Raw genomic sequence first — 13,773 nt, 5'->3', positions numbered from 1 at the left:
GTGGCGCCTCCCAAAAAAGAGTTCAGTCAGTGGCTATGATAGATGGTCCTGGCGCTTGTGCCGCTGAACAAACTGCTTGCGCCGGCCACAAAAAAGGGGATTTGATACACAAGACGGACAAATCTGGTTACGCTGTGTAGAATCGGGTTACGCATACAATAATAATCGTCTTCTGGCAGCAGAAGCCTCGCCCGCAAGAGCCTTGGGTCGACAATGAAGAGTTTCGGGTTTCAACTGATCTATGGTGACTTCCTCGCCCGCAGTGTGCGCGGCATCTCCTGCGCGCCACCCGCCGGTCTCAGCATTATTAGTGACTAACGTTCCGTTAATTCTAAAAAATGATGAGGCGCCAACCATGGCAGATTTATACGAAAACCCAATGGGCCTGATGGGCTTTGAGTTCATCGAATTCGCATCGCCGACCCCGAACACGCTGGAGCCGATCTTCGCGATCATGGGCTTCACCAAGGTCGCGACCCACCGATCCAAAGACGTGCACCTGTATCGCCAGGGCGCGATCAACCTGATCCTCAATAACGAACCCCACAGCGTTGCCTCGTACTTCGCGGCCGAACACGGTCCGTCGGTGTGCGGCATGGCGTTCCGGGTCAAGGATTCGCAACAGGCCTACAACCGTGCTCTGGAACTCGGCGCCCAGCCGATTCACATCGAAACCGGTCCGATGGAACTGAACCTGCCGGCCATCAAGGGCATCGGCGGCGCGCCGCTGTACCTGATCGACCGTTTCGGCGAAGGCAGCTCGATCTATGACATCGACTTCGTGTTCATCGAAGGCGTGGATCGCAACCCGGTCGGTGCTGGTCTGAAAATCATCGATCACCTGACCCACAACGTGTATCGCGGTCGCATGGCCTACTGGGCCAACTTCTACGAGAAACTGTTCAACTTCCGCGAAATTCGCTACTTCGACATCAAGGGTGAATACACCGGCCTGACCTCCAAGGCCATGACCGCACCGGATGGCATGATCCGTATCCCGCTGAACGAGGAGTCGTCCAAGGGCGCCGGGCAGATCGAAGAGTTCCTGATGCAGTTCAACGGCGAAGGCATCCAGCACGTTGCGTTCCTCAGCGACAACCTGGTGGACACCTGGGATCGCCTGAAGAAAATCGGCATGCGCTTCATGACTGCACCGCCAGAAACCTATTACGAAATGCTCGAAGGCCGCTTGCCGAATCACGGCGAGCCAGTGGACCAGCTGCAATCGCGCGGGATCTTGCTGGACGGCTCGTCCGAGTCGGGCGACAGGCGTCTGCTGTTGCAGATTTTCTCGGAAACCCTGATGGGGCCGGTGTTCTTCGAGTTCATCCAGCGCAAGGGTGACGATGGTTTCGGCGAGGGCAACTTCAAGGCCCTGTTCGAATCGATTGAGCGGGACCAGGTGCGTCGTGGCGTACTCGCCACCGAGTAAGCCGTAGCGCATGTAAAAAAGCCCGGTCAGCAGCAATGCTGACCGGGCTTTTTATTGGCTTGATGCCGACGATCACAGGCCGAGGTCGGACAAGCCCGGGTGATCATCCGGGCGGCGACCCAGTGGCCAGTGAAACTTGCGCTCGCTTTCCTTGATCGGCATGTCGTTGATGCAGGCGAACCGGTTGGCCATCAGGCCGTTCTCGTCGAACTCCCAGTTTTCATTGCCGTAGGAGCGAAACCAGTTGCCGGAATCGTCGTGCCATTCATAGGCATAACGCACGGCGATGCGGTTACCGGTGAAGGCCCAGAGCTCCTTGATCAGGCGATAGTCCAGCTCCCTGGCCCATTTACGGGTCAGAAACGCCTTGGCTTCTTCGCGACTATGGGCGAACTCGGCGCGATTTCGCCATTGGGTGTCGAGGGTGTAGGCCAGGGACACTCGCTGTGGATCGCGGGAGTTCCAGCCGTCTTCGGCGAGCCGGACTTTTTCAATCGCCGATTCACGGGTGAACGGCGGCAGGGGCGGACGAACTTCGGCAGCAGATGACATTGAGTGTCTCCTTATCCAGGTAAAGTGCTTACACGTTGTCGAGTTTATTTAACGGTTACAGGTCCAGTAACTTTCGCGCCATGTATTGCGCATTATCGGCAGCACCGTGATCGCCCATCAGCAAGGCGACAGTAATGGCGCCGTCGATCAGGATCAGCAACTGTCTGGCCAGGGCTTGCGGATCTTCAGCGCCATGCTCGGTACACAGCTCGCACACGTAGTCGAGCAGCTTCTGTTTATGCTCTTTTGCCACCAGGCGCACCGGGTCTTGGGGATCGCCGGTTTCGCCGCTGGTGTTGATGAAGGCACAGCCGCGAAAGCCGTCGGAGGCGAACCAGGTCTTGAGTACGGTAAACAGGTTGAGCAGGCGGTCCGCCGGGCTCGACGCCTTGTCGACCTCGCTTTTGAACCACTGCATCCAGCGCACGTCGCGGCGTTGCAGGGCGGCAACGACGAGCTCCTCCTTGTTGGCGAAGTAGCGGTAGACGCTTTTCCTGGAGACACCGGCGGTCTTCACCAGAAGATCCATACCCGTGGCGGCGATGCCACTTTTGTAGATCAGCTTTTCGGTGACGTCCAGGATGATATCGCGTGTTTCGGTCGTGGTGATTTCGTTCATGTGGCAACAGTAGAACGATCGTTCTCCTTGGTCAATATAAATGTATGGCGCCTGTTGGATAGCCTTCGCGAGCAGGCTCGCTCCCACAGGGGGAATGCATTTCAAATGTGGGAGCGAGCCTGCTCGCTAAGAGGGGCATTACAGACAGCCACAAGACCCAAGCGGATCCATGGTGTAAGCTCTCGGGTTCTTCGGATTCGACCCATTGCGAGCCCTATGCCGTCGCTTTTCAAACGCTCCCTGCTGCCCAAACTGCGCGGTTTTCCACTGACCGCCGATGCCGTCACCATCCTCTCCGGCGCTGCCGAGTACCGGCGTTGCCTGCTGGAGCAGATCGCGCAGGCCACACGGCGCATCTATATCGTCGCGTTGTACCTGCAACAGGACGAAGCCGGCCAGGAAATCCTTGATGCCTTGCATACCGCCAAACTGGCGCGTCCTGAGCTGGACGTAGTGGTGGTTGTGGACTGGCTGCGTGCGCAACGCGGGCTGATCGGTGCCGGCAAGCAGCCGGGCAACTCGGCCTGGTATCAGGAAATGACCCGCACTCACGCCAGCGAGGTGCCGGTGTACGGCGTGCCGGTGCAGACCCGCGAATTGTTCGGCGTATTGCACCTCAAGGGCTTTGTGATCGACGACTGCGTGATCTACAGCGGCGCCAGTCTGAACAACGTTTATCTGCACAAGTTCGACAAGTACCGCTACGACCGTTATCACCTGCTGCACAGCAGCGCGCTGGCCGACTCCATGCAGCACCTGATCCAGCACGGCCTGATCGCCTCCAAAGCGGTGCATCGCCTCGACCTGCCGAACCTGCCCACCACCCGCAGCCTGCGCAACGACATCGGCGACTTGCGCAGCCGCCTCAAGCACGCGGCGTACGACACAACGACGGGCACCACCATCAAAACCGGCCTGAGCGTCAGCCCGTTGCTGGGCGTCGGAAAAAACAACCCGCTGAGCCGAGTGATCTGCGAATTGATCGCCAGCGCCCAACATCAGCTGACCATCTGCACGCCGTACTTCAACCTGCCGCTGGCGGTGACCCGCGAAGTGAACCGGGCGCTGGCCCGAGGGGTGAAAATCGACATCATCGTCGGTGACAAAACCGCCAATGACTTCTATATCCCGCCGAGCGAGCCGTTCAAGGTCATCGCGGCATTGCCGTATCTCTATGAGATCAGCTTGCGACGCTTCGCCAAACGACATCAGTCGGACATCGACAGCGGACAGTTGAACCTGCACCTGTGGCGTGACGGCGACAACACTTATCACCTCAAGGGCATGTGGGTTGATCAGCGCTATACGTTGCTGACCGGCAATAACCTCAATCCACGGGCGTTCCGGCTCGACCTGGAAAACGCGCTGCTGATTGATGACCCCAAAGGTGAGCTGCTGGAGCCGCGTCGCAGCGAGCTGACGGAGATCTTCCAGCACACTCGGCGCGTTGAGCGTTATCTGGACCTGGAAACCCTGCCGGAATACCCGGGCGCGGTGGCCAAGTTTCTCAAGCGGGTGAGTCGAGTAAGGATTGAGCGATTGCTCTATCGGATGTTGTAAGAAGTAACAAGGCTGGGGCAGATCTGTTGCCTTTGAAAATGCCTTCGCGAGCAAGCCCGCTCCCACACTGGATCTGCATCAAAACACAATAAATGTGATCGACACAGAACCCATGTGGGAGCGGGCTTGCTCGCGAAGAGGGCCGCGCAGACGCTAAAGGTCTTAGTTCAGACCCAACTTGCCACGCAGTGTCGACAAGTCTTCAGCCAAAGTATTAACCGGGCCAACCAGCGCCTTGCGGTCAGCGTCCTTCACTTTGTCATACGTCTCGAAACCACCATCCTTGGTTTTGTACTTGGCCAGGATCTTGTTCACGGCAGCAAAGTTTTTATCAACCTTGGCTACGAACGCCTTGTCCTGCTTTTCGATCTGCGGACGGAACAGGTCGACGATTTTCTTGGCGCCGTCGATGTTGCCCTGGAAGTCATACAGGTCGGTGTGGCTGTAGCGATCTTCTTCACCGGAGATCTTGGTCGCGGCCACTTCTTCAAGCAGGGCAGCGGCACCGCCGACTACTTTCTCTGGCGGGAAGGTCAGGCCGGCAACGCGGGTTTGCAGGTCCTTGACGTCTTTGTCCAGTTTGTCAGCCAGGTCGTTCAGGCCTTGGGTGCTTTTTTCCGAGAACAGGGTGTATTCGATACGGTGGAAGCCGGTGAAGTCGTCGGCTTTCACGCCTTTTTCGTGGTCATCGACACGCGAGTCGATAGACGCATCCAGGTCACTGAACAGCTCGGCAATCGGCTCGATCGACTCGTAGTAGACACGGGTCGGTGCGTAGAGCTTTTGTGCGGTGGCCAGGTCGCCTTTTTTCACGGCGTCGGTGAACTGTTGGGTGTGGCTGGCCAGTTCGTCCAGTTGCTCGGTCACGTAGATCTTGTAGTCCGAAACCGGCCCCACCAGATCCATCGGCGCGGTCGCTGCGAAAGCCGAAAGCGGGGTATTGAGCAAGCCAAGGGTCAGCAGTAAAGTGAGTGGCGACTTTTTCATATGACGGTTCCGTTGGGGGTGTCGTGTCAGTTTTTGTTACGCAGTTGTTTTTGGTTGTGTAGCGTCAAACAACGAGCGACCAATGAAATCCTTGTCGCCCGTAACACCCGGCAGGGTGAAGAAGTACCCGCCACCGACCGGCTTGAGGTATTCCTCGAGCGGTTCGCCGTTGAGTCGGGTCTGTACGGTGATGAAGCCTTTTTGCAGGTCCGCCTGGTAGCAGATGAACAGCAGGCCCATGTCGAGCTGACCGTTCTTGTTCACACCGTTGGAGTAGTTGAACGGACGACGCAGGATCAGGTTGGCCTGAGTCGCAGCGGTACGCGGGTTGGCCAGGCGAATGTGCGCGTCGAGCTTGGTCAGCTTGCCTTCAGGGTCTTTGGCGTAATCCGGCACTTCGGTTTCATGGGTGCCGCCCATAGGCGCGCCGGTGGTTTTGACCCGGCCGAGAATGCTTTCCTGTTCCTGCAGTGGCGTGCGGTCCCAGCGCTCGACGAAGTTGCGGATGATCCGCACCGCCTGGTAACTGCCATTGGCCGCCCAGGCCGGTTCATCGCTGCCTGACTGGACCCAGACCAGGTTGTCCATGGCCTTGGCATCGTTGGAGTCGGGGTTGGCCGAACCGTCGCGAAAGCCCAGGAAATTGCGCGCGCTCTGCGCTGGCACACCGGGTTTGGCCGGGGCTTGTGGCGGCACACTGCCTTCCTGTTTCCAGCGCACCAGCAGCAGGTCCGGCATGTTTTTTACGATGTCGCGCAGGGCGTGGATGTTGGTGTCGGTGGTGTTGGAACAGAACTGCAGGCTCAGGTCGCCGTGGCAGCAATCGGGGTCCAGCGCATCGTTGGGGAAGCCGACCATGCGGATCAAACGCTTGGGTTTGGCATCCGCCAGGCCAAAGCGCTCGTCGAACAGCGACTCGCCGACCGAGACGGTGATGGTCAGGTTGTCCGGGGTCACTACCGGGCCGAGAATGCCTGAGTCCACCGGTGGCAGTTTCGGATCGACCTGATTCACCGGGCCGCCCTTCATCAGGAACGCGATGCGCTCGTTGAGGGTGCGGAACATCCGCTCCAGGTCTTCGCGGTCGCTGGCCAGCACATCAAACGACACGAGCATGCCCGACGCCGGGCGCGGGGTGACGATGCCGGTCTGGTGCTTGCCATGGAAGTCATGCCGGTCTTCGGTCTTGTCGCTGCTCGGGGCTTCAGTCACTTGCGCCGGGCTGCTGGCAGCCATCGCCGGACAGCTGAGCGCGGAACCGGCCAAGGCCACACCGGCGGCGCCCATGCCCATCAGGACACGGCGACGCTGGGCTGAAAACTGATCTGAATCATTCATCTAAAAGTCGTCTTCTGCTTACAGGCCGGAAAGGCCAAGGGCGGGATCGATTCCATCGAGTACGTCGGCCAGTGCCTTGGCCTTGTCGGCGATCTGCTTGCGTTGCTCGGCACTGACGGTGTCGTAGCTGGCATAGCCATCCTTGACCTTCAAGCCATTGAGTTCGGCGTCGAGGGCGGTGATCGCGTTGTCGATATTCGGTAACAGTTCAGGCGCGGACTTGGTCAGCAACGGACGCAACAGGTCGACGACCTTGCGGGCCGCCTCCAGGTTGGCGGCAAAGCCGTTCAGGTCGGTGTGGCTGTAGCGCTCTTCTTCACCGCTGCTGGCGCGCACATCGGCCAGGCTGTTGAGATTGCGCACGACGATGCTCACCAGTTGCTCCGGTGGCAGCGACTGGGCGAGCAATTGCTGCTTGAGGCGGGTGACATCAGTGACCAGACGCTGAGCGACCGGCGTCAGGCCGTCGAGGCTGCGCTGCTGGAACAGGGCATATTCGAGGCGATGGAAGCCAACGAAACCTGGATCCTGCTCGCGTTTTTCGAAGTAGTCGGCACGGGCGTTGATGGCGTTGTCCAGCTCGGACAGGCGTTGCGCTGCCGGGGCGATCCGCTGATAGGCGGCACGGGCCGGCGCGTACAACGCCTGGGCCTGGCTCAGGTCGCCGGCTTCGATGGCTTGCTCAAGGGCCGTCACGGCTTTGATCAGCGCACTGCTCTGGCTGCTCAGGTACACGCGAAATTCCGAGAGCGGACCAATGAACGCGACCATCGACGGCTTGGCCTTGGCGGCGGCATCGGAGGCGGCGGTCGGGGTCACGTGCAAGGTGCCGCGCGGGTTGCTCAACAAACCGCAAGTGATCGCGTAGTCACCGGGCGCCAGGTTGGCGTTGATCACCTGGCTGAGGCCGGGGGCGATGTTTTCCCGTTCTTCGAGTACCAGCACGCCATCGAGGATTTCCCATTCAACGGCCCGGTCCGAGCGGTTGACGATGCGGAAACTGGCGCGGCCCGCCGGGACGGTCAGGGCGTTCGGCTCACAGCTGTGAGGGTGAATGGTGACGACCACTTCATCATGGTTGGTCTGGCGCTTGGCCGCGGCCATTTTCGAGGCGTAATAGAACAGGCCACCGGCCGCGATCATCACGATTACCGAACCGGCCACCGCCCAGCGCAAGGCGCGGGGAGGGGAAGCCACTGGAGGAGTAGGCGTTGGCATGAAGGCCCTTACTGGCTGGAAACGGAAGAAGTTTGCTGGGTGGGCGCGGCAGCCGGGAGGAAGAACATCACCAGCGCCACCACCAGATAAATCAGATAAGCCCCAAGGGTGCTGACCGTCGGTGCGTCCTGATAACCGAACATACCGGCCAGCACCGAGCCCAAAGGACCGTCCATCGGCAGCGTTGCGCTGAAGTCGAAAAGCACGGTTTGCAGATGATTCCAGACCCCGGCTTCATGCAGCGCCTGCACCGAGTTGGAGAGAATTCCCGCCGCTACCACCAGAATGAACAGCCCGGTCCAGCGGAAGAACGCCGACAAGTTCAGGCGCATGCTGCCGGTGTAGATCAGGAAGCCGACAATGATCGCCAGGACCAGGCCGAGCAGGGCGCCAATCGGCGCCGCCGGGCCTTCGCTTTGCTGAAACACGGCCAGCAGGAAAAACACGGTTTCCAGACCTTCGCGGGCCACGGCGAAAAACACCATGGCAATCAGCGCGGTAACCTGGTGTTTCGAACCGGTCAGCGCATGATCAAGGGAAAGATGCAGCGAATGCTTGATCGAACGCGCCACTTTACGCATCCAGAACACCATGGAACTGAGAATGCCCACGGCGACCAGCCCCACCACACCTTCAAACAATTCTTGCTGTTTCTGCGGGAATTCGGCGCTCATCAACTCCAGGCCACCGCCGACCAGCAGGGCGAGGGCGGCAGCGAGGAACACACCAATCCACACGGCGGGCATCCACTGGCCACGACCGGTCTGCTTGAGATAGCTGGCAATGATGCCGACGATCAGCGCGGCTTCAATGCCTTCGCGCAGCATGATCAGAAAGGGAACAAGCATTCATCACCGTCGAGTTAGTTAGGTTGCTAATTTGTAACATAATGACACTCATTCTCACATGACATCAATTGACTTTCGCTGAACGTCAGCTGAACGGCGCAAAAAATCGCAGCCTTCGGCAGGTCCTGCAGGATCAAGGGCCACCATGGATTTGCGCTTGGGCTCGGTCGATGTAGGAGCCGCCGAAGGCTGCGATCTTTTGATCTTGAACAGCCCACACCTGCGCTAATATGCCGCGATCAAGAATAGAACAAGGCCTGTCCCGCGCAATGTCGGAAAAAGACACCATCGCCATTCAACTGGTGCGCGAAGCACTGCTGCAAAGCTGCGCGCCGGGGGCGACCACGAATGAGGTGCTGCACAAGGTCGGTATCGATCCAGGGTTGTTGCCAAGCGCTGACGCCCGAGTCCCGGCCACCGCTTATGCGCGCTTGTGGCGCTTGCTGGCCCGGCGCGGCGACGATGAATTCTTCGGCATGGACCCGCGCAAACTCAAATCCGGCAGCCTTGAATTTCTCTGCCGCTGCGCCATGCTCCAGCCAACTCTCGCGGCAGGGCTGACCTCGGGGCTGGGCTTTCTGTCACTGATGCTCGAAAAAATGCCTGCGCAGCTTGTCCGCCAGCAGAGCCTGGCGGAGATCGTCCTGCTGGAAGACGACCACGACCCGCGCCGCGCCTTCACTTATTTCACCTACTGGATGATCGTCCATGGCGTCGCCTGCTGGTTGGCAGGACGCAGGATACCGATTCTGGCGATTGAACTGCGCTGCCCGATGCCGGATTTCTGCACTGATTATCAGGTGATGTTTTCCGAAAACCTGCGCTTCGACCGGCCCCGCACCCGGATGATTTTCGCCGCCGACTGCCTGGACCTGCCGATCAAGCGCAGCCCCGAAGAGCTCAAGCGCTTTCTGGCGCATGCGCCGGCCAACATTCTGGTCAAGTACCGCGACCCGCAGAGCCTGGCCAGCCGGATCAAGCAGGACCTGCGGCAAATCCCCGCCGAACACTGGCCCGAAGCTGAAACGTTGGCGCAGCAACTGTGCATGTCGGCCTCGACCCTGCGCCGCCGTCTGGCCGAAGAGGGCCAGACCTGGCAGGGGCTCAAGGACAGCGTGCGCAAGGAACTGGCCATCGTCTGGCTGGCCGAACCCGGTATCAGCTTCGCCGAAATCGCCACGCGACTGGGGTTTGCGGACGCCAGTTCGTTCTATAAGGCATTTCGTAAGTGGTCGGGGAGCAATCCGGGGCATTACCGCAGTTTGATCCTGGATGAGGTGAGCTGATCCTCAATGTCTGTCGCCTGCTCCGGGCGGCGTTCCGACGAAGAGGCCAGTCCAAACACCCCCCCTCAAACCATGGCCAAACCGGTCAGCCAACTTGATAGCTTTGACCATTGTCCCGCTCCCCGCGCAGAGCGAGTATTGCTGTGTTAGTTACGGTGCCCCCATCTAATAAAAACACAGAGGGATTCTGGCCATGCGCGATTACTTGTCTGCCACGTCACAGTTCGATTACCAGCACACCGTCGACGTTGCGCTCACGGGCGACCTGACGGCCCTGAACGCCTGCATCGAATGCTGCGACCGGCACGCCTTGCCGGGCCGCATCGCGTTGTTCTGGGAAGGCCACGATGGCAGCAGTGCGACTTACACCTTCAGTGACTTGCAGGACAAGGCCGCGCGCTTCGCCAATTTCCTGCTGGCTCAAGGCGTGAAGAAGGGCGACAAGGTCGCCGGTCTCCTGCCACGCAACATCGAACTGCTGATCACGGTATTCGCCACTTGGCGCATCGGCGCGGTCTATCAGCCGCTGTTCACCGCATTCGGCCCCAAGGCCATCGAGCATCGCTTGAGCAGCTCCGGTGCCAAAGTCGTGGTAACCGACGCGGTCAATCGTCCAAAACTGGCAGACATCGCCAATTGCCCGATCACCGTCACCGTCAGTGGCGCCAAAGGCGAGGGGATCGTGCGCGGTGATTTCAGTTTCTGGGCCGAGCTGGCCAATCATTCTCCCGTGTGCGAACCGCTGCTGCTGACCGGCGAAGACCCGTTCCTGCTGATGTTCACCTCGGGCACCACCGGCCCGGCGAAAGCATTGTCGGTGCCGCTCAAGGCCATCGTCGCCTTCCAGAGCTACACCCGTGACGCCGTGGACCTGCGCCCCGAAGATGCGTTCTGGAACGTCGCCGATCCAGGCTGGGCCTATGGCATTTACTTCGGCGTCACCGGGCCGATGTCGATGGGGCATCCGATCACCTTTTACGACGGCCCGTTCACCGTCGAAAGCACCTGCCGGGTGATCAACAAGTACGGCATCACCAACCTGACCGGTTCACCCACCGCGTACCGCTTGCTGATTGCCGGTGGCGACGAGTTCGCCCGTTCGATCAAGGGCAAACTGCGCATCGTCAGCAGCGCCGGCGAGCCGCTGAATCCGGAAGTGATCCGCTGGTTCGCCGAGCATCTGGACGTAGTCATTCACGATCATTACGGCCAGACCGAACTGGGCATGGTGCTGTGCAACCACCACGGCCTGACGCACCCGATCCACATGGGCGCTGCCGGTTTCGCTTCGCCGGGCCACCGCATCGTGGTGCTGGACGATGACTACAACGAGTTGGGCGTCGGCCAGCCGGGCATTCTCGCCATCGACCGCGCTCAGTCGCCGATGTGCTGGTTCGGCGGTTACGAGGGCGTGCCGACCAAGGCCTTTGTCGGCAACTATTATTTGAGTGGCGATACCGTCGAGTGGAACCCCGACACCAGCATCAGCTTCGTCGGGCGCAGTGACGACGTGATTACCACCTCCGGCTACCGCGTTGGCCCGTTCGACGTGGAAAGCGCGCTGATCGAACACCCGGCCGTGATCGAGGCGGCGGTGGTAGGCAAGCCCGATCCGCAACGCACCGAACTGGTCAAGGCTTTCGTCGTGCTCAGCCCGCAATACCGCGCGGAACCGGCGTTGGCCGAAGAACTGCGCCAACACGTGCGCAAGCGTCTGGCCGCGCACTCGTACCCGCGTGAAATCGAATTTGTCAGCGAGTTGCCGAAAACCCCAAGCGGCAAATTGCAGCGCTTTATCTTGCGCAACCAGGAAATCGCCAAGGCTCAAGAGGCCGCCGCGAACAACGTTTCAGCTTGAACCCAAGGAAACAGTCATGCAGATCGAAAACAAGGTTTTTCTCGTCACCGGCGGTGCCTCCGGCCTCGGTGCGGCCACCGCGCAAATGCTGGTGGCCGCTGGCGCCAAAGTGATGCTGGTGGACATGAATGCCGAAGCCGTTGCAGCCCAGGCCGAACGCCTGGGCGTACACAGCGTGGTGGCGGACATCAGTAACGAGGCGGCTGCCGAAGTTGCCGTGCAGGCGACCGTCAAGGCGTTCGGTGCGCTGCATGGCCTGGTAAATTGCGCCGGCATCGTGCGCGGCGAGAAGATCCTCGGCAAGAACGGCCCGCATGCGCTGGCCAGTTTCAGCCAGGTGATCAACGTCAACCTGATCGGCAGCTTCAACATGCTGCGTCTGGCGGCAGCGGCGATTGCCGAATCCGAGGCCAACGCCGATGGCGAACGCGGCGTGATCATCAATACCGCCTCGGTGGCAGCGTTCGATGGCCAGATCGGCCAGGCGGCGTATGCTGCCTCCAAAGGCGCAATCGCCAGCCTGACCCTGCCCGCCGCCCGCGAACTGGCGCGCTTCGGTATCCGCGTGATGACCATCGCCCCCGGCATTTTCGAAACGCCGATGATGGCCGGCATGACCCCGGAAGTTCGCGAGTCCCTGGCCGCCGGCGTGCCGTTTCCGCCGCGCCTGGGTAAACCGGACGAGTACGCCGCGCTGGTGCGGCATATCATTGAAAACAGCATGCTCAACGGCGAGGTGATCCGTCTCGACGGCGCCTTGCGCATGGCCGCCAAGTAAGGAGATTTGTCATGACTAGTGCCAACGACCCCATTGTTATTGTCAGCGCCGTCCGCACCCCGATGGGTGGCTTCCAGGGCGAACTGAAAAGCCTGACCGCGCCGCAACTCGGCGCCGCGGCAATCAAGGCTGCCGTCGAACGCGCCGGCATCAAGCCGCAAAGCGTTGAAGAAGTGTTGTTCGGCTGCGTGCTGTCCGCCGGCCTCGGTCAGGCCCCGGCGCGGCAAGCGGCACTGGGCGCCGGGCTGGATAAATCCACCCGCTGCACCACCCTCAACAAAATGTGCGGCTCGGGAATGGAAGCCACCATTCTGGCTCACGACATGCTGATTGCCGGCAGCGCCGACGTGGTTGTTGCAGGCGGCATGGAAAGCATGTCCAACGCGCCGTACCTGCTGGACCGCGCCCGCAGCGGTTACCGCATGGGCCATGGCCGGGTGTTGGATCACATGTTCCTCGACGGCCTGGAAGACGCCTACGACAAGGGCCGCCTGATGGGCACCTTCGCCGAAGACTGCGCCGAAACCAACGGTTTCACCCGCGAAGCCCAGGACGCCTTTGCCATTGCCTCGACTACTCGCGCTCAGCAGGCGATCAAGGACGGCAGCTTCAAGGCCGAAATCGTGCCGTTGACCGTGACGGTGGGTAAAGAACAAGTGGTGATCAGCAACGACGAGCAGCCACCGAAAGCCAAGCTGGACAAGATCGCCTCCCTGAAACCGGCGTTCCGCGAGGGCGGCACGGTGACGGCGGCCAACTCCAGCTCGATCTCCGACGGTGCAGCGGCGCTGGTGCTGATGCGTCAGTCGGATGCGCAGAAACAAGGCCTGAAACCGCTGGCGGTGATTCACGGTCATGCCGCGTTTGCCGATGAGCCGGGTTTGTTCCCGGTGGCGCCGGTCGGTGCCATCAAGAAACTGATGAAGAAAACCGGCTGGTCGCTCAATGACGTCGAGCTGTTCGAAGTCAACGAAGCGTTCGCCGTGGTCAGCCTGGTTACCATGACCAAGCTGGAAATTCCCCACGAGAAGGTCAACGTCCACGGCGGCGCGTGTGCCTTGGGTCACCCGATTGGCGCGTCCGGTGCGCGAATCCTGGTGACATTGCTCTCGGCGCTGCGCCAGAAAGGCCTGAAACGCGGCGTTGCAGCAATCTGCATCGGTGGCGGCGAAGCGACGGCCATTGCCGTTGAGTGCCTGTACTGAAACTGATGCAAGTCCATGTGGGAGCAGCTTGCTCGCGATAGCGGTGGTTCAGGCAATGTAAATGTCGCCTGTGATGACCTCATCGCGAGCAA

The 13,773-nt window shown here is 60.3% G+C and carries 12 protein-coding genes; 6 read left to right on the top strand and 6 right to left on the bottom strand.

Annotated elements, in window-relative coordinates; translation table 11 throughout:
* The first annotated feature begins 355 nt into the window (after positions 1 to 355).
* Positions 356 to 1,432, top strand: coding sequence for a 4-hydroxyphenylpyruvate dioxygenase (gene hppD, locus POF45_RS02450; protein ID WP_282314958.1), 1,077 nt, complete (start codon positions 356 to 358; stop codon positions 1,430 to 1,432).
* Between the two features lie 72 nt (positions 1,433 to 1,504).
* On the opposite strand, the gene POF45_RS02445 is transcribed toward hppD, so the two are convergent.
* Complete coding sequence (locus POF45_RS02445; protein ID WP_259502941.1) at positions 1,505 to 1,984, bottom strand: nuclear transport factor 2 family protein; 480 nt, start codon at positions 1,982 to 1,984, stop codon at positions 1,505 to 1,507.
* Positions 1,985 to 2,039: 55 nt separating this feature from the next.
* Positions 2,040 to 2,603 carry a TetR/AcrR family transcriptional regulator gene (locus POF45_RS02440; RefSeq protein ID WP_282314957.1) on the bottom strand — a complete coding sequence of 188 codons (564 nt, stop codon included), beginning with the start codon at positions 2,601 to 2,603 and terminating at the stop codon, positions 2,040 to 2,042.
* Between the two features lie 216 nt (positions 2,604 to 2,819).
* Between POF45_RS02440 and pssA the strand changes: the two genes are divergently transcribed.
* Positions 2,820 to 4,163: a CDP-diacylglycerol--serine O-phosphatidyltransferase gene (pssA, locus tag POF45_RS02435; RefSeq protein ID WP_259502943.1), complete on the top strand. Its 1,344-nt coding sequence runs from the start codon at positions 2,820 to 2,822 to the stop codon at positions 4,161 to 4,163.
* Between the two features lie 162 nt (positions 4,164 to 4,325).
* Here pssA and efeO (POF45_RS02430) read toward each other — a convergent pair whose 3' ends face one another.
* From efeO (POF45_RS02430) to efeU, 4 genes are read right to left on the bottom strand one after another with little or no spacing between them, the layout of a single operon-like run.
* On the bottom strand, positions 4,326 to 5,150 hold the full coding sequence (gene efeO / locus POF45_RS02430; RefSeq protein ID WP_282314956.1) for an iron uptake system protein EfeO: 825 nt from the start codon (positions 5,148 to 5,150) through the stop codon (positions 4,326 to 4,328).
* A gap of 36 nt (positions 5,151 to 5,186) precedes the next feature.
* The gene (gene efeB, locus POF45_RS02425; RefSeq protein ID WP_282314955.1) at positions 5,187 to 6,488 is read right to left on the bottom strand and encodes an iron uptake transporter deferrochelatase/peroxidase subunit; all 1,302 of its coding nucleotides are present in this window, start codon (positions 6,486 to 6,488) and stop codon (positions 5,187 to 5,189) included.
* Between the two features lie 18 nt (positions 6,489 to 6,506).
* Positions 6,507 to 7,706: an iron uptake system protein EfeO gene (gene efeO, locus POF45_RS02420; RefSeq protein WP_282314954.1), complete on the bottom strand. Its 1,200-nt coding sequence runs from the start codon at positions 7,704 to 7,706 to the stop codon at positions 6,507 to 6,509.
* 8 nt (positions 7,707 to 7,714) lie between these two features.
* Positions 7,715 to 8,554 (bottom strand): iron uptake transporter permease EfeU, encoded by an 840-nt coding sequence (gene efeU / locus POF45_RS02415; protein ID WP_259502947.1) that lies wholly within the window; start codon positions 8,552 to 8,554, stop codon positions 7,715 to 7,717.
* Positions 8,555 to 8,823: 269 nt separating this feature from the next.
* On the opposite strand from efeU, the gene POF45_RS02410 reads away from it, so the two are divergent.
* From POF45_RS02410 to POF45_RS02395, 4 genes are all read left to right on the top strand, one after another.
* Positions 8,824 to 9,840, top strand: coding sequence for an AraC family transcriptional regulator (locus POF45_RS02410; RefSeq protein ID WP_282314953.1), 1,017 nt, complete (start codon positions 8,824 to 8,826; stop codon positions 9,838 to 9,840).
* A 193-nt stretch (positions 9,841 to 10,033) separates the two neighbouring features.
* Complete coding sequence (locus tag POF45_RS02405) at positions 10,034 to 11,698, top strand: AMP-binding protein (protein ID WP_282314952.1); 1,665 nt, start codon at positions 10,034 to 10,036, stop codon at positions 11,696 to 11,698.
* Positions 11,699 to 11,714: 16 nt separating this feature from the next.
* Entirely contained in the window at positions 11,715 to 12,476 is a 762-nt protein-coding gene (locus POF45_RS02400) for an SDR family NAD(P)-dependent oxidoreductase (RefSeq protein WP_259502950.1), read from the top strand.
* Between the two features lie 11 nt (positions 12,477 to 12,487).
* Positions 12,488 to 13,681 carry an acetyl-CoA C-acyltransferase gene (locus POF45_RS02395; RefSeq protein ID WP_259502951.1) on the top strand — a complete coding sequence of 398 codons (1,194 nt, stop codon included), beginning with the start codon at positions 12,488 to 12,490 and terminating at the stop codon, positions 13,679 to 13,681.
* Positions 13,682 to 13,773: the final 92 nt, after the last annotated feature.

It is taken from the genome of Pseudomonas fungipugnans, from assembly GCF_029955235.1.
Lineage (GTDB): Bacteria > Pseudomonadota > Gammaproteobacteria > Pseudomonadales > Pseudomonadaceae > Aquipseudomonas > Aquipseudomonas fungipugnans.
This window is presented reverse-complemented; position numbering and strand designations above follow the sequence as displayed.